The following is a 21661-nucleotide window of genomic DNA, read 5'->3' as shown; positions in this document are numbered from 1 at the left end:
CCCCCTACCCCCTCATTTCCATCCCAAAAAGCGCAACCCAGGTACAATTAAGTAATGGCTAATTCCCAACCAAAAACTCTGCAAAGCACCCATAAAACTAAAAAAGATGACTGGTAGCAATATCTCGGCTGGGGTAGGTGAGCTAGAGAAATTAAAGATATTTGTGGGAAACCCCAACATCACTAAGAAGGCGAAGACGATCGCACTACCAAAGGCAGCAATAATAGCGTACACTATATGATGGCTGCGAAGCCCCAAGCCCAAAGTCAGCAGGGAAACGGTGCCTAAAACTAATCCTACCAATCCCTCTGGTATCCCTTGAGGGATAGTCAGTTGTAGAACTAACCAACCGAAACCGTAGCTAATAATGCTCATCACTGACGCTACAACAAATCTTCGTCGCTGACCAAACCCACCGGCGATAGTTAACCCCCATGCAGTTCCCAATCCAGCACCAACAAATAAAAGAACCTCCGAGCCAAAAATCGTATAAGAAATTCCTGTTGCTTCAAATAACCGTTCTGATAAAAATTGGGCTAAGTAGTCATCTAGAGTAATTTGAGATGCTAAGATAAACCCTGCGATCGCGCCCAAGCTAGCACCGACTCCAGTTAAAATCATTGTCCATAGTGTATCCAAACAGGCTAGTATAACTGAAACAATTGTTTTGACTATAAAAAGAGTCGTTTTGCCCGCAGCTTGAGTCGAACGACTGAGGGCTTTTCCCAGAGAATCCTCAATTTGAGACAGCACACTTCCTGCTTGACCCAAGCCTTGGTGAACAGAATTCCCAATTTGAGATAAAACACTAGGCTGGGGTAATTGGGAAATCTTTGACAGTCGCTTTTTAACAATTGCCGCATTTACCGGACGCGATCGCACATCCTCCTGAATCATATCATCCAGCAAATCTGCAAGTTGCGGGCTAACATTAACTCCACTACGCCAAAAAAGTTCTCCCGTGGCTGGATTCGCCAATTCTGTGAGAGATTTGCCCGTCAACATCTCAATCATTGTTCGACCTAGGGCATAAAAATCAGCAGGTGGACCAACAACACCGCCAGCAATTTGCTCTGGAGGACTGTAGCCTGTAGAATACAATCTAGTAGAAGAAGACTGATTGCGAAATGGGTTGGAACTCACCTGTTTTGCTCCACCAAAATCAATCAGCACCAGTCGATCTCCCTTAGTCCCCCCTTTGCTATGGGATGACCTCAGCATTAAATTAGAAGGCTTGATATCGCGATGGATAATCTTGCGACTGTGCAACTCCTGTAGAATATCCACAGCTTGAGCCAGCCAGTTTAACACCAAATCTTGCGGACATCCATAAGAATGCTGCTGAAACAATTCCTCCAGCGTTTGACCGGAAATTTTTTCCATCACCAAACAATGGAGCTGACAAGGTTTTGATTGCACAGAAGTTGCCTGCACAGTCTCAATATGGAAAAAACCATCAGCCTCAACTTTTGGCACACCGGGATGTCTCAACCGGGCTAAAACTGCTGCTTCTTGGGAGAACAATTCTAGCGCCTTTGGCGAGGATTCTATCAAAACCTTCAACACCTTTTCTGTTTGAGTTTTGCAATCCCAAACAGTATAAATCTGGGCAAAGCCACCAGATCCCAAAGGCTGTAAAGGAATATAGCGGTCTAATAGCTGTAGCGGTGAGCCACAGCTATTGCAGAACTTGTTTCCCCAAAGCTGGGGATAAGGGCGAGGACATTCAGGGTTAATGCAATGAATTGCATTTTGATTTAGGTGGGACACAAGCGCTCAAAGACACAGCCTGACACGATTGTACACAATTGGCGCTTGGTTGGTGGTTAGTGGTTGGTGGTTAGTGGTTAGTGGTTGGTGGTTGGTAGTTATTTTTCCAACTAACAACTAACAACTAACAACTAACAACTAACAACTAACTCTTACCAAAAAGCTATCTCTGGTAAATTCATAAAACTGTCCCACTTCTGACGCCCACTTTCTTCGTCTAAGACTTTGGCGACTTTGTTATAAATTTCTTCCGCCTGTTGCGGTGAATCCCCAATACTGGTTAACCCTAATTTCCCGAACTGCGAAAGACATCCCATCAAATGAAAAACCGTTCCTGTTTCAGTTCCTGTATCAAAATGCAATCTGTGATGGGCGACAATATCCATTAGATCGTTTGGCATTAGACCCTGATAGCGATCTTTCTGTAGGTTGTCTGTTGCAACGTAGTATTTGGGACGCCCTTGCTGACTGTAAAATAAACCAGTTGAAAGATCGTACCGTCCGTTAGTTAGCAATTTTAGGGTCATAAGTGGATGGGTTGTACCGCCTTTCCGCAGGTTAATTTCGATGGCTTGCATATCCCATTGTCCATCACCTCGGTCAACAACAATAAAATCTACCCCAAATCTTTCCAAGGCTCCTTTTTCTGCCAATCTTCTACCAATTTTCAACCCTATTTGCTGCAATTGCAGTCTATAAGCTTCATCCGCAGGAAACCGACAGCCTAAGTATATTTGCCCGTCCGAACCTCCTAAAATTTGGTCGTGGGTTGAAAGAATTTCTACATCTCCATTAGGAGTAATGCGCCCCTGGACGCTGGGAGAACGCTTGATTTCTCCTTCCACAAAAGCTTCTACTATGGCTCCTAATTCGGGAATTCTTCCAGAAAAATTCTCCCAGGTTTCATTTTTCGCTTGAAAGCGCATGGTATTAAAGCTTTTTCCCAAAGCTTCTACCCGTTGAGCATAGTTTGCATTGGGGGGCGCTAAATGTTGAATTGGTCTTAAATCTAGAAGGGCATTTCCTTCCCCTGAAAATCCTTCATTTAACTTAACAACCATCCGTTTTAATGTCGGTTGGCGTTCCCACAAATCGGCAGCAGCTTCTGCTAAATCTGTGGAAGTCCAAACTCTCTGGCTTCCATCAGGATGGGGAATTTCACATTCGGCAAAAATTTGCCGACTGCCACTTTTTGTTCCCCAAATTTGCAAATCTGGTGCTGCAGCGTAAAGTGGTACACCCAATTTTAGAGACAGTTCTGCTTCTATTTCTGTCGCGTTGTAGCATACCATAAATGCTTTATCATGCCTTAAAGCTTGACGTATTCTTTCTATGAGGCGGGGGCGATCTAGTATTTTTTGAGTTAAAGGTTTGACAGACGCATCGTAAGTAGAAAGTAATAGCAGGCGATTGCGAGCATGAGAAAAGGGAATTCCAGGTAATAATTGTAAATAATAGTCAATTACACTGGGGTGTAGCGGTAGGGACGTAACGTAGATTAAGCGAGTGCGTGGATTCTGCAAACGGATTAATGAAAATAATAATCTTTCTTCGTAATGCTCGCAACCGTCAATTTTTCTCAATTCTCGTTGATCGATACTAATAGAAGGAACGATCAAAATATCGGCATCACTGCTATCAAATAACTCTACTGTTTGCCAGCGATCGCGTAAAGTTTGTTGAAGATCTCGAAATCGATCGGGTTGTTCTAAATACGAAGAAATACGATTGAGTGTTTGCATAGTAGTAATTTTACTTGGTTCCATCCAAGCATTGCTAATTCTGGTATATCCTACAGAACCAATAGATGCGAAGACTGTGTACACTTCTTCATTCTTACGCTTTTTCCTCTCATGATTTATACTATCTAAAGAAGTAAGATTTAACACTCATATCTCACTCGAAATGAAGAGTAGCGATCGTGACACAGATAGGAAAGTTCCACTAACTACCAACCACTAACCACTAACTACTAACTACTAACCTTATGTATAAATTTAATTATGTCTTAAGTTTGAGAATTTTTGAGTTTATTTACATCTAAAGTACGATTCACCATAAAGATACAATTGTTTATTTTGAAACACATGAGAGATATAAATCTTTCGGAGTGGAAAAGTTGTGTAGTTATGTTCCATTGTCAGGCAAGGAAACTGTATCAGGTGTGAGGATGATTCAGGTAGTCACCTGCAATTGATATATCAATTTGTAGGGCAGACGAAAACAAAGAAGAAATGTTTACAGCAAATTTCAACCTGGTGAGGTACAAAAATTACCCCCCTCTGTCCCCCCTTACAAAGGGGGGATGAAAGGGGGGTGTACCTCATGAGACTGAGAAAGGCTATAAGCTGGCAAATGGCATTAGGGCGCAAACACAAGAACTAAACCTAGGCTTGAATTTTCGATCCAAGGTTTAGTTCTTGTGTTGCTGTTATCCTAGCGTTCTTCTCTGATTTCTTTGATAATTTCCATAAAATATGGAGCGCCTGTGATGACTGACTTATCAAAGCCGCCATAGCAATTCTAAATCATTCATGAAAAATTAGATCCCTCGCTCCCTGACTTCTCAAAGAGATCGGGGATCTGGACACCATAAATTCTCGTATAGTTTATTTAGTTAGCTTATTGAGAATTTCAGTAATATTATGTTCGGCAAATTAGTTATCATAAAACCTCGGCAGTCCTCTTTGCGTCTTAGCGCCTTTGCGTGAGGTAAATCATAATTGTTTAACCTGACATGATATAAGTTATCTTTCTTGTTTTAAAATACTAGTAACAAAGAGTGAAGGCAATACTGTAGGGCTGAGAATTTTTTAAAATTGGGTAAACCCGTGGAGAAACCCAACAAATGTCTGTAGATGTTGGGTTTCGTTCCTCAACCCAACCTACACATTTGTATTTTTTTACCTTACCCCTGCCTGTTTACAAATAATCTATGAATTGCTGTGGTACTAATTGTAATTCTCCTGACTTAAAACGGTTAATCTCTACCCATAAGGCAGTCTTCTGACGATCGCCTTCATTAAATTCTAGCTGCTCAAGCTGGTAGAACTTGGGGTCAACAAAGTCACATTTGTAAAGTTGAATGATTTCGTGACCGTGCTGCTCGTTATAAGTAAAGATGTTTTCCAAACAACCCAAGTATTGAATATTTGTTAATTCCGCTTGAATTTCTTCTTGAAATTCCCTTTGGAGAGCTACCAAACTTGTTTCGCCAAAATCAACACCACCGCCCATGGCACGATAAAAAGTTTGCTGCTTCTTTTGGTCATAACCTTGAGACATGAAGATGCGTTCTCCATCTTGAATTAGCGCCAAAGCTAAGACACGAATTTCCCCTGGTTTATGTATTGCCATCGCTAATTATCGTAAACAAACGAGTTAAGATTATCACTATTTTCAACGGGCCAGTCTTCATTTTCTCCGCCAATATACAATTGCTCAATGGTGACGTATTCGGCACTAAGTTGCTTGATAGCATTTATGAGAATATCAAGAGCGATCGCATCTGCCGTTCCCAAATCAAACCAGCAACGCGCCCAGGTTCCCTCATATTCCACCTCACCCATGTTATGCATCAGTGCTAGCATGCTTTTGTCATAACCTTCTGAGTCATAATTAATATAACTGAGATCTAACCCAGTTTCTTGTACTTGGAGATTTTCGGCATTAAACGCCCCCAGCTTGCCTAAGTAAAACCAGGAGTCAAAAACTTCTTCTATATACTGTCTTTCTTGCCTAGATGGGATTGTAGTAAATTTTAGCCAAATCCAGACATTAAAAGTGTCTACTTCGCGAAACTGTATTTCCATTGCTGTTTTGTTTTCAAGAGATTTATACCTAATTTTAACCTCTCCCCCATCTGAAGAAGGAGGATTCTAAACTGTTTTAATTTTAAAACCCGTGCGATAAAAGTCGTCTTTATCAAGATACTCTATTTTTGGAAAATTCGTATAATGCTTTTATCGTATTTCAGCCCGGAGCACTGTTGATTAAACTGTTAGCAGCACACCCTTGGTAGAAGTGGTAATTAACAGTCATCGGATTGAAATTGGTCTACAGTACATTAAACCTATTCATCAGTCTGATGGCTACGAATAGAGTTTTACTACGATTCACTCCGATTTACTACAATAATTTAGGGCTATTTGATAATATGACGAGAGGCGGAGCCTCCACTTAGGCATTCCCAGGCGGAGCCACCGGATCGAGGTGGGGTCAGATCCAATACTGCGTAGGTTTTGCATAAAAACACGCAATTACGTAGGTTGGGGAGCCAGCCCTGAACCGTGTGCGTGGCGCGAATGCGCCATAGCCGGGTTTACCGGCGTAGGGGACTGGCGTTTGAGGAACGAAACCCAACATTTATCGGCATTTGTTGGGTAACGCTTGTGCTCAACCCAACCTACAATTTCTCTCAGCCCTTGCAGTATTGGGGTCAGATCTATCTACTGGCTGAAGTTAGTTCTTTTGCAGCTTTACCTCGTTCGCGTTCAATTTGCTTAACCACGCTTGCAGGAAGAAACTCTTTTTTACTCAAGGCTTTGTCAAAGTTATCAACAGCTTCCTGAATCAGTTTTGTATTTTTATCTTTCTTGCCTTGTTCTCTAAGAATTTGAGCTTTAAGATAATACAATTCGGGATTTTCTGAGGTCACTTTTAGAGCACGATTAGTATAATCTAAGGCTTGCGAGTACTGTTTCATATCCCGATAAGCAAGAGCAATTCCGCGATCGACTAAATACTGAGGGGCAGCATTTTTTTCAAATTTTTCGATCGCTTGTTCTGGATTGGAAAAAGGCAAATTAACCGCTAGCATTAAATCCATGTAGCCTTTAACCAAATTCAATTCAGGATCGGTTGCAGAAATAGCTTCAGCTTGATCTAAAAACTTATATACTTCTCGCAATCGGCTTAGGGCTTTGGGCGCACCACTGAGTGTCCCTTCACGCTGCAGAATCACAGCCCCTTCTAAAAAATGTCCGACAGCACTATATAAATTGCCACGTAGCGGGTCGCTAGAAACAAGTTTTTGTGATGTTTCTAAGGTTTTTTTGCTATATGTCTCTAGTGTATTCCAATCTTGATTCGTATATGCTAAGGATGCTTTTATAGCATACGCTAAAGGTTCATCGGACTCTTTGGTGAGTGCTTCTTGCACTTGATTCTCGGCTGCTTGATAATTCCCCTGCTCGAAAATTGCTTTGAAAGCTGCTTCAGTTTTGTCACCAATCTTGCGAGGTTCTTTAGCTCGAAACGGATCTGCGGCTAGAGAGGAATTGACACAGATACTCAATATTAGAGTTGCGGCAAAAGCGACTTTAGCTAGGGTAGAAAGTCTAGCCGTTACAATTTTTGGCAGCATGGGCAATTGTTCAGTCATGGGTAACCTCAGGAAAATTACTGTTGTAAATGTTGTCTATATTACTTATAATTCCAAAGAGAACTTGTTCTAATCCGTGTCTGTTTTTGTCAAAAGTTTCTGTAAAGGTTGACTTGGGTAATTTTTTCGAGTTCCCATAATTGCTGTAACTATTTTTTCAACAAGAATTTGCCAAAATGGAAATAAAAGCGCGAAAACAACGGTCGGCGCAACTCTCTCAGGGAGAGACTTGTAACTTCAATCAGGAAGCAAGATAGCTTTTGCTGCTAGAAGTCACAGTTAGCGAGGCAGATAATGCGCTATAAATTTTCCAGGGAACTAGTGTTCGTTGCCGTGTAATTAATAAGTAAGTTGCTGACTCTTTATTACTCTTAACAAATGCTCTATCTCAGAAGTATAATTTATCATCCGACTGCCTGCCCAACTGCAATCCTCAAATCAATTAATCTAGAATTAGCACCCCAACAACTTGGTCTTATCATTGGACCGAGCGGTTCTGGTAAAACTACTTTACTTGAAATTCTGTCTGGATTAGCCGAACCGACCTCAGGATCTATCTTTTGGCGAGAACAAGAACTGCTTGCGGAACAGATGCAACAATTGGCTGGTTTAGTTTTTCAGTTTCCCGAACGACATTTTTGTGGCGGTACTATTTTAGAGGAATTGCGCTTGGGACATCCAGAGTTAGGAACAGAGCGAGTTAAGCAAGCACTGAGTGAAGTCGGATTGGAGCATTTATCTTTAAGTACACCGCCTCATGCTTTAAGTGGAGGTCAGCAAAGGCGTTTGGCTCTCGCTGTACAGTTGATTCGTCAGCCCCATTTACTACTGCTTGATGAACCAACCGCAGGATTGGATTGGTCAATGCGGCGACAATTGGTTAGTTTGCTGGCAAAGTTGAAAAAGGATTGGACTCTACTGATTGTCACACATGATGCGGGTGATTTGTTAGCGATCGCAGACCATTGTTGGACTCTCAAGCATGGTGAACTGCAAGAAGCTGACCCCATGACACTGGTATCAAAGGAGAGGTTGGTCGTTAGTTAGGGGTTGGTGGTTAGTTGTTAGTTGTTGGTGGTTGGTGGTTAGTAGGGGCGCAAGGCTCTGCGCCTTTTACAGCTATTGGTTTACCACATTAATTTATGACGGTCTGTCACCTCTTTCCCAGTCTCTGGCACAGAATGCCTCACGGGAGGCTCCGCCTCCTGTACTCTACCATAGAGTGCGAGGCGGAGCCTCGCTGTCTGCGTTCCCAGCCTGAGGCTGGGAACGAGAGTGGGGGATCTACCCATCAGAATTAATGTGGTGGACTACTAGTAACAAAATTGCTTGCTATTGAGGACGGCTTCCCCGTGGTCTGGAATCCACGCTGACCACTCATCTTCTGAAATTTGACACAACAGCAAAGCTTCATCACAACTGTAGAGACTAGGCAGTTCTACCAGTTTTACCCAATTATTGGAGTCAATAGAGTATGAAGGATAAAGGATCGAGGATAAAGGTATGAGTTCTTTATCCTTCGTAGCAGGTGTGTTGTCTGGAGAAGCTATAAGCAAGTTTTTACTTGAGAGTTCATATTTCATACTTCATACTTAGCTCGTGTTAGAGCTTCATCTCATGGGCTAATAAAAAATTATTTCTGTAACTAAGACTACAAAATAACTAAGAATTTTGAAAAGAAAATGTTTTATAACTTTACGCTTTTGCAAAGCATCCTTCATAGGTACTTGTAAAGACTTGCTTGCTACCCCCTACCCCTACCCTACCCCCCCCTAAGTGTTGAGTTGTGTTGCGAGTGAGTTCTGTTGGGTCTTGATGGCGCTAGGCTGAAAAATAGATAGGTCAGCACAAACAAAGCAAAAAGCTGTGAAGACCGTTCTTTGCTTTGTCACCAGTCATTAGTTAAGTAATGTGAACAAATGACAAATGACAAAGGACAAATGACAGTTAACATCATTAATCCCTGGTAGGGATGGGTATAAAATTAAACATGACAACCACTTCTTTCCCATCACTGCGCGAGCAACAGCATCCTTTAATTCGTCAATTAGCAGATTGTATAGAACAAACTTGGCACAAATACCTTGATTTGTCGCCTTATCATTTGCCTGCTGAGTTTGGTTATGTAGAAGGTCGGCTCGAAGGAGAAAAACTGACCATTGAAAACCGATGCTATCAAACACCCCAGTTCCGGAAAATGCATTTGGAACTGGCAAAGGTGGGAAATATGCTAGATATTTTGCACTGTGTTATGTTTCCCCGCCCAGAATACAACATACCGATGTTTGGGTGCGATTTAGTTGGAGGAAGAGGTCAAATTAGTGCAGCGATCGCAGACCTTTCTCCAGTTGACGTGGAATATAAATTACCTCAATCCTATACTTCTGCACTTGAGGTACTACCCAACCTGAACTTTTCTCAACCGCGTGAATTACCGGAGTGGGGACATATATTTTCAGAATTTTGTGTCTTTGTTCGTCCCAATTCATCTGAAGAAGAAAGTATGTTTCTCACTCGCGTACAAGAGTTTTTAGACATTCACTGTACGCAAGCTGTTGTATCTAAACCAGTTTCATCGGAACACAGGCTAAACATTCTTGCCGGACAAAGAAATTACTGCACTCAACAACAACAAAATGACAAAACTCGTCGCGTACTGGAAAAAGCTTTTGGTGCAGATTGGGCAGAATGTTATATGACTACAGTTTTATTTGATATGCCTGATTAGTTAGTGGTTAGTGGTTAGTGGTTAGTGGTTAGTGGTTAGTGGTTAGTTGTTAGTTGTTAGTAGCCATTAGCCATTAGCCATTAGCCATCAGCCATTCTGTAGAGTTGGTTACGTTTTCCAGTAACTTCTAAATGTAGAATTCAATTAACAAGAGAAGATGAAGCCATACAACTTATAGCTGTATGGCATTACCTTTATCAATAAATAGTTTGTCTATGAACTTATTGCTTAAGTCAAGATTTGCCAATATTAATATAAAGGCAAAGAATTTATCGTATTGAGCCATATTTATTGCATCTTAGAACCGTAATGATTTCAGTACCATATAGCAATCCTAATTCATTCATGGCAAGTTTTAAGTACTGTAGGTAGGGAAGACAGCCCACTAAAAGCATGATATGCCGAGCATTACCCACCCTACGTGGATGCCACAAATCAAATAGTGGTGAGCTTTAGCCGACCTACGTGGATGCCATAAATCAAATAGGATTGCTATAGATAATACCAATTGGAAAATAAATGAGACATATTGTTGGATAAAATTAAGCGCAAGTAAGGCTTTCTGAATCCAAAATCTAAAATCTAAAATCCAAAATGGTATAAGTTCTTGTTCGCAATAATATGCTTTCTAGAAAAGAGCTTTTTTAAAGCATTTATCGTAGGTTGGGTGGTAACAAAACCCAACATACTCGCATATTTGTTGGGTTGCGCCACGATTAACCCAACCTACGCCTAAGCGTGCTTTTTATCCAAAGAGGGGAAAATGCAATCTAACGAACAACCACCTATATCTAGGTTGAGTGAGAAATCAAATTTAAGGGAGCAGCTCTTTTTTGAGGATGAAAAATCAAAAGTTTGGTGGTTAATTGCTGTCTCCTTACCATTAGTGGTTTCCTTTGGTGCTCTTACTATAGCTAAAGTCGAGCAAATCAAACAAGCAAACACACCTGTACCCAGTGCGCCAGTTCCTACCACTATTAATGCTGTGGGTCGTTTGGAACCACGAGGGGAAGTGATTAAATTGTCTGCACCTGCGGGTTTGCAGGGTTCATCGCGGATTGAACAAGTTTATGTGAAAGAAGGAGAACGGGTTCAAAGAGATCAAGTCATTGCCATTTTGGATAACTTCACTAGTTCTCAAGCAACCGTGGAAGAAGCCAGAGCTAAACTGCAAGAAGCCCGTGCAAATTTAGCAAATGTCAAAGCTGGTTCGCCTAGAGATATTCAAGCGCAAAAGGCGGTTATTGGTCGTTTGCAAGCTCAGTTAGCTGGGGAAAGAGATGCTCAGCAAGCAACAATTGCTCGGATAACAGCACAGTTAAATGGGGAAAAAATTGCCCTGCAAGCAACAATCAATCGTATTCAAGCTGAAATAGAAGGGCAAAAAGATGCTTTGATAGCATCGGTTGCGCGTGTAAGAGCTGAACAACGCAATGCTCAAGTTGATGCCCAACGGTATGAAATGTTGTATAGAGAAGGTGCAATTTCCCAACAAGAACGAGACAGACGACGGTTAAGTTTGGAAACGAGTAATTCTTCACTTGCTGAAATTAAGGCTAACCAAAAGCAAGTTATCGCTACTTTAAGACAGCAACTTGCTGAAGCTAGAGCTAATCAGCTAAAAACTGTAGCAACTTTGCAACAGCAACTCATTGAAGCTAGAGTCACGCGGGACAAAACTGTAGCAACTTTGCAAAGGCAAATTGATGAAGAAAGAGCTAGATTTAATAGAATTCAGGAAGTTCGTCCCATTGATGTACAGATAGCACAGGCGCAAGTTGGTAATGCGATCGCATCTTTGAGGAAAGCAGAAGCACAATTAAGTTTGAGCTACATCAAAGCACCAATTGCTGGAGAAATTTTAAAAATCCATACCAAAGCAGGAGAAAGCATGAGCCAATACGGTATTGCTGAGATGGGACGAACCGATCAAATGGTTGTGGTTGCGGAAGTTCCAGAAGACGGTATTGGCAAAGTGCGTCTCGGACAACAAGTTATAGTCACTAGTGATAATGGAGCTTTTGATGGAGAATTACAAGGAACAGTCTCCGAAATTGGTAGAAAAATTGGCAAAAAAGACGTTTTGAATACCGATCCAGCAGCCGACATTGATGCCAGAGTCGTAGAAGTGAAAATCGCTCTCTCCCCACAAGATACCAAACGAGTTGCTAACCTGACTAATGCAAAAGTGGTTGTAGAAATAAATATATAGCTAATGGCTAATGGCTAATGGCTAATGGCTAATGGCTAATGGCTAATGGCTAATAACAACTAACAACTAACAACTAACAACTAACAACTAACAACTAACAACTAACAATGAACAAATTGTTTGACAAAATACCTTTAGCTTGGTTGCAGCTGAAGCGGGAAAAAACACGTCTTGCTGTGGCGCTTGCAGGAATTGCTTTTGCTGACATTCTTATGTTTATGCAGCTGGGCTTCCGGGATTCTTTGTATTACAGTAACGTTCGTCTCCATATGAGTTTGCAAGGAGATATTGTTTTAATTAACAATCAATCCAATGCTGTACTGTCATTAAAAACTTTTTCTCAACGGCGACTCTATAAAGCTTTAGATTTTCCAGCCGTTGAATCGGTTCATCCTATTTACCTGGATTATGCTCCTTGGAAAAATCCTGTGACGGGTCGATTTCGCAATCTTTTGATTGTTGGCATTAATCCTGAGTTTAACGTGCTGAACTTACCTGGAATTCAGGAAAACTTAGATAAACTTAAATTATCTGATGTTGTTTTATACGATCGCTCCTCCCGTCAAGAATATGGTCCAATTGTTGCTGAATTTGAACAAAATAAAACTGTGACAGCAGAAGTGAGAAATCGGAAGATTAGGGTAGGAGGATTATTTACATTAGGTGCATCTTTTGGAGCAGATGGTAATTTAGTCACAAGCGATCTGAATTTTCTACGCATTTTTCCCCATCGCCGTTCGGGATTGATTGATATAGGTTTGATAAAATTAAAGCCGGGAGCAGATGCAATTGCTGTTGCTCAAAATTTGAAAAATTATTTGCCTAAAGATATTCAGGTTTTCACCAAGCAAGAATTTGTTGACTTTGAGAGAAATTATTGGGCAAGCAGTACAGCAATTGGTTTCATTTTTTCCTTAGGAACAGTTATGGGTTTCATTGTGGGAACTGTGATTGTCTATCAAATTCTTTATACTGAAGTGACAGACCATTTATCTGAATATGCCACTCTGAAAGCAATAGGTTATACACAAAATTATTTATTATCTGTTATTTTACAAGAAGCTTTAATTTTAGCAATCTTAGGATATATGCCTGGAATAGCGATCGCTCTATTTTTATATGACAGAGCCAGGGCTGCTACTCTTCTCCCTGTTTTCATGAGTGGCGAAAGAGCAATTATAGTAATGATTTTGACAATCGTAATGTGCTTTATTTCTGGCGCGATCGCTGTTCGGAAATTACGCTCCGCAGATCCAGCAGACATTTTCTAAGTGAAGAGTTAGTTGGTGGATAGTGGTTAGTTGTTGATTGTTAGTTGTAAAAAATAGTTACTAACCACTAACCACCAACCACCAACCACCAACCACCAACCACTAACCACTAACCACTAACCACTAACATTTAATATGATGTATCCAGGACCAGTTATTTCTATCAAAAATCTGAACCATTATTATGGAAGAGGTTCTTTAAAAAGACAAATTTTATTTGATATAAATTTGGAAATTTTTCCAGGTGAAATTGTCATTATGACTGGACCATCAGGTTCTGGAAAAACAACATTGCTGAGTTTGATTGGTGGTTTGCGCTCGGTACAAGAAGGAAGTCTAAAATTTTTAGATGTAGAACTTTTTAGAGCCAGTCAAAAAAAATTAGTCAATATTCGGCGTAAGATTGGCTATATTTTTCAAGCTCATAATTTGCTAGAATTTTTAACGGCAAGGCAAAACGTGCAAATGGCAGTGGAGTTAAATCAGCGCGTTTCTCCCCAAAACGCCATTACTAAATCAGAAGCAATGTTGAGAGCAGTGGGTTTGGGGGAAAGAATTAATTACTATCCAGAACATCTTTCGGGAGGACAAAAACAAAGGATTGCGATCGCCCGCGCATTGGTTAATAATCCATCACTAGTGTTAGCCGACGAACCGACAGCAGCATTGGATAAACAATCAGGACGAGATGTCGTGGAGTTGATGCAGCGCCTAGCAAAAGAACAGGGAACGTCGATATTATTAGTAACCCACGACAATCGCATTTTAGACATAGCAGACCGTATTGTAGAAATGGAAGATGGTCTTTTAGCCCGTGATTCTCAGGGAAAAGTAGGGAGTAGGGAGTAGAGAGTAGGGGTTAGGGAAGAAAGAATTTCCTGTGGGCTGTTTTAACCTTATTAAGCTACACACGCTTTAAACAGGGTGCCTCTAAACTTTTTGACTTTTTGCTGATTTTTTCTTTCCTGAGGGACTTGGTGGGTTTGGTTCACTTGGGAGATCTGGCTGTCCGGGCTGCTGTCCTGGAGTATTAGCATTGGGCTGACGGCTGGTTCGGAAAGACACATTCACACCTTCATTTGATTGTTCTAAAACTAACATGGGAGTGGGTTTAGCTTTTTGATCCCAATGCATATAGGCAATGCGTCCTTGAATGGTTGGTTGCCAGGTATCATTGTCATCAGCTGGGCTGAGGAAATTTTCAACACAGTCAATGATTTGGCTGATAGTGGCAGAAGTTGGTTGAGTGGGTAACTTCATCATCCGGATTTGGATGCGGAACAGGACGCGTTTGACGACATTTGGTGGATTGCCAGTTTCATACTCTACATCAAACATTTCATCCACTTGCCGTCCGTTGCTACTTGCTATACCCACAACACCCTGATTGGCTTGCCCCGGACGGAGTGCTTGAGAAATTTTATCTTTAACTTGGATTTTAATTTGGTTAACGATCGCAAAATGGAACACTTCTTCTGACATCCGCATCCGCAGATAATCCAGGTTAAACTCCCGTGAGTTAATCAAATCGGGATTTGTTTCCATTTTACGAATAGTTTCTAAGGCAAGCTTAAACTTTTTGTCTAGTTCTCGCGAGCGGAACTGTTCAAACTTAATCTTTTTCTCCAGTTTTTTGATCTGGATTTTGCCATACACAACCAAAGCAACAACAACCAAAGTCAGTCCTAACGAGGCGATCCCCAAGATGGGGGTAAGTAATTGAGTCTCATTGGTTTGAACTTCTTGGGAAGTTTTGGTTGGTGCGGGCTTTGTTGTTGTTGGTTTTGGCTTTGCGGATTGGGCAACACTCACTAGGGTGGACATGATTCACAAACATAGAAATAGATTCCTTATGCTTAGGATGCCCAAATCGTCTATCCTAAATTGCGGTGTTGTTTATATTTTTTGTAGCTTTTCTTTTACCGCATATGCCAAGACTCCTCCCCCTACGCGATGCTTTATCGAATAAAGTCTTTACCAACATTCGCTTGGTTGCTACTGATATGGATGGTACTCTAACTAAGGGAGGAAAATTTACCAGTGCTTTGTTACAAGGGTTGCAGGATTTAGCGGCGGCTGGCATTCAAGTTGCGATCGTGACTGGAAGAAGTGCAGGCTGGGTGAGTGGTTTAGCTTACTACTTGCCAATTTTTGGTGCCATAGCAGAAAATGGCGGTTTGTTTTTCCCGAATGGAAGCGATCGACCAGTCCCGTTAATACCTATAGACGACCATTACATCCATCGTCAACAACTTGCTGCTGCTTTTCAGCAGTTAAAAACTCAATTCCCCCTACTTGAAGAATCCACAGATAATCGCTTTCGCATCACGGACTGGACTTTTGATGTCAAAGGTTTAAATACAACTGAACTGAAAACCCTAAGCCAACTTTGCCAGGAAATGGGTTGGGGATTTACTTACAGCAACGTGCAGTGCCATATCAAGCCAAAGCTGCAAGATAAAGCACCGGGATTGTTAAAAGTACTGCGAGAGTACTTTCCCGAGTACAGCCCAGAACAAGTTATCACCGTTGGTGACAGCCCCAACGATGAAAGTTTATTTGATGAGCGTTATTTTCCAATATCTGTAGGTGTAGCAAATGTGCTGGAGTATACAAATCAACTCAAGCACCATCCCACTTATATAACCTCAGCCACGGAGGGTGAAGGTTTTTGTGAATTGGTTTCTATCTTGACAATAAAAGCGTAGGTAGGGAAGACAGCCCACCATTTGATATTGGTAGGCATTGTCCCAATACTGCGTAGGTTTTGCTTAAAAATCCGAAAATATGTAGGTTGGGTTGAGGAACGAAACCCAACATTTACAGGCATTTGTTAGGGAAACCCAACCTACAAAAATTCTTATCCCTTCCAGTATTGGGCATTGTCCACCATTCGATGTTGTGCCACATAGCCCTACCTACTGGTTACTTCTGCCTTTTTCCTCTAGTTAGCTCGGCTGTTATTCTCATCCGCTCGATCTACAGGCGGTATCACTAGCACTTTGTCAACACGATTCCCATCCATGTCTACTACCTCAAGCCGCATACCTTGCCATTCAAAATGATCGGCTGCTGTGGGAATACGACCTAAATGGGACATCACAAAACCACCCAATGTTTGATAGCTACCCCGATCTTCAAGAGGTAAATGCTCGATTTCAAAAAGATCGAAAAATTCTTCTACAGATAACATTCCATCCAACAGCCACGACCCATCCTCCCGTTGTACGATTTGCGGGTCTTCTTGATCGTCAATGGAAGGAACATCGCCAACTATTTCTATCATAACGTCGTTAAGAGTTACAAGTCCTTGAATCACGCCGTATTCATCAACCACCAGTGCCATGTGAGTCACTGTTTGCTTGAATAATTCCAAAACTTTTAAACCGCGAGTGCTTTCTGGCACATATGTTGGCTGTAGCAAACCGACTGTCAAATCTAACTGTTCGCCGCAAAAACTCCGAGCTAACAAGTCAGTGACTCGAATAATACCGAGTACGTTGTCAAGCCCACCCTGACAAACTGGATACCGGGAATAACCACTGTCAATGATTTTTTTACGGTTTTCTTGGGGAGTGTCTTCCAAGTCCAACCAAACAATATCCGGACGGGGGGTCATGAAGGAACTCGCAGGGCGATCGCCCAAACGAAATACCCGTTCGACCATATCTTGCTCTGCTTCCTCAAAGGTTCCTTCCTCCGTTCCTTGCTCAATGAGAACTCTAATTTCTTCTTCTGTCACTTGCGGTTCTGTGGATGGTCTTATACCTAGGATTCTCAGTACTGTCTCAGTAGAAAGACTGAGCAAAGAGACAATGGGTGCGCCAAATGTAGCTAACATCCGCATGGGGATAGACACAGTCGAAGCTATGGATTCCGGATTGTTTAAAGCTAGCCGTTTTGGGACTAGTTCCCCAAGAATCAGTGTTAAATAGGTAATAATTAGAATTGCTATGCCTTGAGCTAGCTGTCCCTTGTAATTGTCTAAAAAAGGCATAAGACTTAAAATAGGCAACAGTCTTCTGGCAATGGTTTCTTCGCCAAAAGCACCAGACAAAATCGTGAGGAGTGTAATTCCAATCTGAACTGTTCCCAAGAATTGATTGGGAGAAGAAGCTAGTTCTAAGGCAAACCGCGCTTTAGCATCACCTTGGTTGGCAAGCTGTTGTAAGCGTGCCTTTCGGGATGAGACGATCGCCAGTTCAGACATGACAAACAAACCATTGGCGAGAATTAGAAGAAGAATGAATAGAATTTCGATTGTTGGGGACATTTGAATAATGCCGATACCATCGGCTACCTCTGCTTAACCTTAACCTCTTAGTATCTAGTATCCAAGGAGATATCATGAAACACTCTAAATACAGAAAAAGCAATTCATCGAGAACTATAGGTCAGTCATAAGTCAGTAAAAATAAGTCACACCGATCCGTATCTTAGCGATTGGTCAGTGGATATTGTACTAGTTTTTTATTGCTTCTACCTAAATATAAGCAAGATTGCGATCTCCATTATCATGTCACAAGGCGTACTACATTCACCTCTTCCCTTGTTGGGACTTTTAAAATGGTGAAGGTAGGTGTATTGTACTTACCTACCTTGAAAAATCATATATTTAAACACTTATGGCATTTTCTTCCATTGTGCGTGCTTTAGGGCGATCTTCGCTCACCACTGAACTTTTATCCAAGCTCAATCGGCAACAAGAATTGCTGTTAAGTGGCATTCCGCGCTTGCCTAAAGGCTTGGTAGCATCGGCATTGGCTCAAACTGAGGGACGGAATTTGTTCGTGGTTTGTGCGACTCTGGAGGAAGCCGGACGCTGGACAACACAACTCGAAGCAATGGGGTGGCAAACAGTACACTTCTACCCCACTTCTGAAGCATCCCCATATGAACCCTTCGATCCGGAAACGGAAATGACTTGGGGACAGATGCAGGTATTGGCGGATTTAGTCAATTTTGGATTGCCGATTTTAGATTTTGGATTAGAGAATGCTCTTAAAGCACAAGAGAGTGTGGTTTCCGAAGACCAAGCAAACAATCAAAATCCAAAATCCAAAATCCAAAATCCAAAATCCCAATGGGCAATTGTCGCCACTGTCGCAGCACTACAACCGCATTTGCCACCAGCATCCGCCTTTATACCCTTCTGTATCACCCTAAAACGTGGTATGGAATTTGACTTAGATAATTTCAGTGAAGAAATCACAAAGCTGGGATATGAACGAGTTCCAATGGTGGAAACAGAGGGTCAATGGAGCAGGCGAGGTGATATTGTTGACGTATTTCCCGTGTCTTCTGAGTTACCAGTACGACTGGAATGGTTCGGAGATGAAATTGAGCAACTACGAGAATTTGACCCAGCCACTCAACGTTCGGCAGCCCTTGACAAAATAGACCAGATTGTGCTGACACCCACTAGCTTTGCTCCCATTGTGACGGAAGCACTAAAAGATAGTGCTGAATTTCAAACGCTAAGCGCTCAGTTAGAAGAGAATTCAGAATTCACAACTGAGGATTCACAACTGTTGGAAGGTAGCCGTCGCTTTTTGGGCTTAGCTTTTGACAAACCAGCTTCCCTGCTAGATTATTTGCCGTTCAATACTTTAATTACTATTGATGAACCAGAACAGTGCCATGCTCATAGCGATCGCTGGGTAGAAAATGCGGAAGAACAATGGGGTATGGGGCATGGGGAATCCTCAGATCCCAGTCCCCAATCGCCAGTCCCCAATCCCCCAATCCCCAAAATTCATCGTTGGTTTGATGAATGTCTGGCTGATTTGGCAAGATTTCATAAATTAGTTTTATCGGAACTGGTAGAAGAAGGCTCTGGGATTATCAATCTTGCCAGTCGCAGAGTACCGGTCACGCCACACCAATTTGCTAAAATCGCGGAGACACTGCGACAAGAACGCGAGCGCAAGTTCTCTATTTGGCTGCTTTCCGCCCAGCCTTCCCGTTCGGTCTCCCTATTACAAGAACACGACTGTCCCGCACAGTTTATTCCCAACCCCCGCGACTACCAAGCCATTGACAAGTTACAGATCAATCACACACCTGTTGCTCTTAAGTATTCGGGGCTGGCTGAATTAGAAGGATTTATTCTTCCGACTTTTCGCATAGTTGTTGTCACTGACCGCGAATTCTACGGTCAACACACTCTTGCGACTCCCAGTTATGTTCGCAAGCGGCGAAAAGCTGCTTCAAAACAAGTCGATCCCAACAAACTACGTCCGGGAGATTTTGTTGTTCATAAAAACCATGGGGTCGGTAAATTCCTCAAATTAGAGAGTTTGACACTGAATGAGGAAACACGCGAATATTTGGTAGTGCAGTACGCTGACGGTTTGTTAAGAGTCGCAGCCGACCAAGTTGGTGTTTTGTCACGGTTGCGTACAACAAGCGATAAGCCACCAGAACTGAATAAAATGACTGGTAAGGCTTGGGAAAATACGAAGAACAAAGTCCGCAAAGCTATCAAAAAATTGGCAGTGGACTTGTTGAAATTGTACGCAGCGCGATCGCAACAGACAGGATATGCTTATCCATTAGATACGCCTTGGCAGGAGGAAATGGAAGACTCTTTCCCCTACCAACCCACTACCGACCAGCTGAAAGCGACACAAGATGTCAAACGGGATATGGAAAGCGAACGACCAATGGATCGATTGGTCTGTGGAGATGTTGGTTTTGGTAAAACAGAAGTGGCAATTCGGGCAATTTTCAAAGCCGTTACCGCTGCAGGAAAACAAGTAGCATTGCTTGCACCGACGACCATCCTGACTCAGCAACACTACCATACTCTCAAAGAACGGTTTGCACCTTATCCTATTAACGTAGGTTTACTGAACCGTTTCCGCACTGCTGAAGAACGTCGCGATATTTTGAAACGATTGGCAACTGGTGAATTAGACGTGGTTGTTGGAACACACCAACTTTTAGGAAAGGGCGTTGCTTTCCGCGACTTGGGACTGTTAGTGGTCGATGAAGAACAGCGCTTTGGGGTAAACCAAAAGGAGAAAATCAAATCACTCAAAACCCAAGTTGACGTGTTAACCCTCTCTGCAACACCTATTCCCCGCACTCTGTATATGTCCCTATCGGGAATTCGGGAAATGAGTTTGATTACAACGCCTCCCCCATCCCGGCGACCGATTCAAACTCACCTTTCTCCCATGAACCCAGAAAGTGTCCGCAGTGCTATTCGTCAAGAACTTGACCGAGGCGGACAGGTGTTTTACGTAGTTCCACGAGTTGAGGGAATTGAGGAAATAGCAGGAAGTTTGCGCGAAATGATACCGGGAGCGAGAGTTGCTATTGCCCACGGTCAAATGGAAGAAAGTGACTTAGAATCAACCATGCTTTCTTTTAGCAATGCCGAAGCAGATATTCTGGTTTGTACAACCATTATTGAATCGGGTTTGGATATCCCGCGAGTCAATACTATTTTGATTGAAGATGCTCATCGCTTCGGGTTATCACAGCTTTACCAATTACGGGGTCGTGTTGGTCGTGCGGGAATTCAGGCTCATGCATGGTTATTTTATCCCAGGCAGAAAACATTATCTGATGCCGCTCGTCAAAGGTTGCGAGCCATACAGGAATTTGCTCAATTGGGTTCTGGTTATCAGTTAGCAATGCGCGACATGGAAATTCGCGGTGTAGGTAACTTGCTAGGTGCAGAACAATCGGGACAAATGGAAGCAATTGGTTTTGATTTGTATATGGAAATGCTAGAAGAAGCAATCCGTGAAATCAGAGGTCAAGAAATTCCTAAAGTTGACGATACGCAAATTGACCTCAACCTCACTGCGTTTATTCCTGCAGATTACATAACCGATCTAGACCAAAAGATGAGTGCTTACCGTGCAGTTGCATCGGCAAAAAATCAAGAAGAGTTGATGCAAATTGCTGCTGAATGGAGCGATCGATTTGGAGCAGTTCCTACTCCAGCAACTCAGTTATTGCGAGTGATGGAATTGAAACAATTAGCGAAAAACTTAGGGTTTAGCCGTATTAAACCAGAAAATAAACAGCATATTGTTTTAGAAACACAAATGGAAGAACCCGGTTGGAATTTATTAGCCGATAATTTGCCAGAAAACCTAAGAACGAGATTTGTCTATTCTCCTGGAAAAGTCACAGTACGCGGACTGGCAGTTGTTAAGGCAGATCAACAATTGCAAATGTTGATTGATTCTTTAAATAAGATGCAGGGTGCAGTTCCAGAAGTGGCTATTGTGTAAAAATCCGTTGGTACGTAGGTTGGGTTGAGGAACGAAACCCAACAT

General features: G+C 42.1%; 15 protein-coding genes. 7 read left to right on the top strand and 8 right to left on the bottom strand.

Annotation, left to right across the window (positions count from 1 at the left end):
* Positions 1–12: 12 nt before the first annotated feature.
* The 5 genes from F7734_RS27025 to F7734_RS27005 form a co-directional block, all read right to left on the bottom strand.
* Positions 13–1770, bottom strand: coding sequence for a bifunctional serine/threonine protein kinase/MFS transporter (locus F7734_RS27025; RefSeq protein WP_166482173.1), 1758 nt, complete (start codon positions 1768–1770; stop codon positions 13–15).
* Between the two features lie 152 nt (positions 1771–1922).
* Positions 1923–3512 (bottom strand): peptide ligase PGM1-related protein, encoded by a 1590-nt coding sequence (locus F7734_RS27020; protein ID WP_155747709.1) that lies wholly within the window; start codon positions 3510–3512, stop codon positions 1923–1925.
* A gap of 1180 nt (positions 3513–4692) precedes the next feature.
* The gene (locus tag F7734_RS27015) at positions 4693–5121 is read right to left on the bottom strand and encodes an NUDIX hydrolase (RefSeq protein WP_166482176.1); all 429 of its coding nucleotides are present in this window, start codon (positions 5119–5121) and stop codon (positions 4693–4695) included.
* Positions 5122–5129: 8 nt separating this feature from the next.
* Positions 5130–5582: a DUF3531 family protein gene (locus tag F7734_RS27010; RefSeq protein ID WP_155747704.1), complete on the bottom strand. Its 453-nt coding sequence runs from the start codon at positions 5580–5582 to the stop codon at positions 5130–5132.
* 632 nt (positions 5583–6214) lie between these two features.
* Entirely contained in the window at positions 6215–7153 is a 939-nt protein-coding gene (locus F7734_RS27005; protein WP_155747703.1) for a Sll0314/Alr1548 family TPR repeat-containing protein, read from the bottom strand.
* A 378-nt stretch (positions 7154–7531) separates the two neighbouring features.
* On the opposite strand from F7734_RS27005, the gene F7734_RS27000 reads away from it, so the two are divergent.
* Positions 7532–8200: an energy-coupling factor ABC transporter ATP-binding protein gene (locus F7734_RS27000; protein ID WP_155747702.1), complete on the top strand. Its 669-nt coding sequence runs from the start codon at positions 7532–7534 to the stop codon at positions 8198–8200.
* A 266-nt stretch (positions 8201–8466) separates the two neighbouring features.
* Here the strand turns inward: F7734_RS27000 and F7734_RS26995 are convergent, their stop codons facing one another.
* Complete coding sequence (locus tag F7734_RS26995; protein ID WP_155747701.1) at positions 8467–8736, bottom strand: hypothetical protein; 270 nt, start codon at positions 8734–8736, stop codon at positions 8467–8469.
* Between the two features lie 407 nt (positions 8737–9143).
* On the opposite strand from F7734_RS26995, the gene F7734_RS26990 reads away from it, so the two are divergent.
* The 4 genes from F7734_RS26990 to F7734_RS26975 all read left to right on the top strand — a co-directional run bounded on the left by F7734_RS26990 (position 9144) and on the right by F7734_RS26975 (position 14213).
* Positions 9144–9881 carry a phycocyanobilin:ferredoxin oxidoreductase gene (locus tag F7734_RS26990; protein WP_155747700.1) on the top strand — a complete coding sequence of 246 codons (738 nt, stop codon included), beginning with the start codon at positions 9144–9146 and terminating at the stop codon, positions 9879–9881.
* A 787-nt stretch (positions 9882–10668) separates the two neighbouring features.
* Positions 10669–12093: an HlyD family efflux transporter periplasmic adaptor subunit gene (locus F7734_RS26985; protein WP_166482174.1), complete on the top strand. Its 1425-nt coding sequence runs from the start codon at positions 10669–10671 to the stop codon at positions 12091–12093.
* Positions 12094–12209: 116 nt separating this feature from the next.
* Positions 12210–13364: an ABC transporter permease DevC gene (gene devC / locus F7734_RS26980; RefSeq protein ID WP_155747708.1), complete on the top strand. Its 1155-nt coding sequence runs from the start codon at positions 12210–12212 to the stop codon at positions 13362–13364.
* Positions 13365–13502: 138 nt separating this feature from the next.
* Positions 13503–14213, top strand: coding sequence for a DevA family ABC transporter ATP-binding protein (locus tag F7734_RS26975; protein ID WP_155747707.1), 711 nt, complete (start codon positions 13503–13505; stop codon positions 14211–14213).
* Positions 14214–14294: 81 nt separating this feature from the next.
* Here F7734_RS26975 and F7734_RS26970 read toward each other — a convergent pair whose 3' ends face one another.
* Complete coding sequence (locus F7734_RS26970; RefSeq protein ID WP_155747698.1) at positions 14295–15188, bottom strand: hypothetical protein; 894 nt, start codon at positions 15186–15188, stop codon at positions 14295–14297.
* A gap of 104 nt (positions 15189–15292) precedes the next feature.
* On the opposite strand from F7734_RS26970, the gene F7734_RS26965 reads away from it, so the two are divergent.
* The gene (locus F7734_RS26965; RefSeq protein ID WP_155747697.1) at positions 15293–16072 is read left to right on the top strand and encodes an HAD family hydrolase; all 780 of its coding nucleotides are present in this window, start codon (positions 15293–15295) and stop codon (positions 16070–16072) included.
* A 236-nt stretch (positions 16073–16308) separates the two neighbouring features.
* Here the strand turns inward: F7734_RS26965 and F7734_RS26960 are convergent, their stop codons facing one another.
* Positions 16309–17637: a hemolysin family protein gene (locus tag F7734_RS26960; protein ID WP_155747696.1), complete on the bottom strand. Its 1329-nt coding sequence runs from the start codon at positions 17635–17637 to the stop codon at positions 16309–16311.
* A 352-nt stretch (positions 17638–17989) separates the two neighbouring features.
* Between F7734_RS26960 and mfd the strand changes: the two genes are divergently transcribed.
* Positions 17990–21616: a transcription-repair coupling factor gene (gene mfd / locus F7734_RS26955; protein ID WP_155747695.1), complete on the top strand. Its 3627-nt coding sequence runs from the start codon at positions 17990–17992 to the stop codon at positions 21614–21616.
* The last annotated feature ends 45 nt before the right edge of the window (positions 21617–21661 follow it).

The organism is Scytonema sp. UIC 10036, from assembly GCF_009725235.1.
Note: the sequence above shows the minus strand (reverse complement) of the source record. Positions and strands in the feature narration are given on the sequence as shown.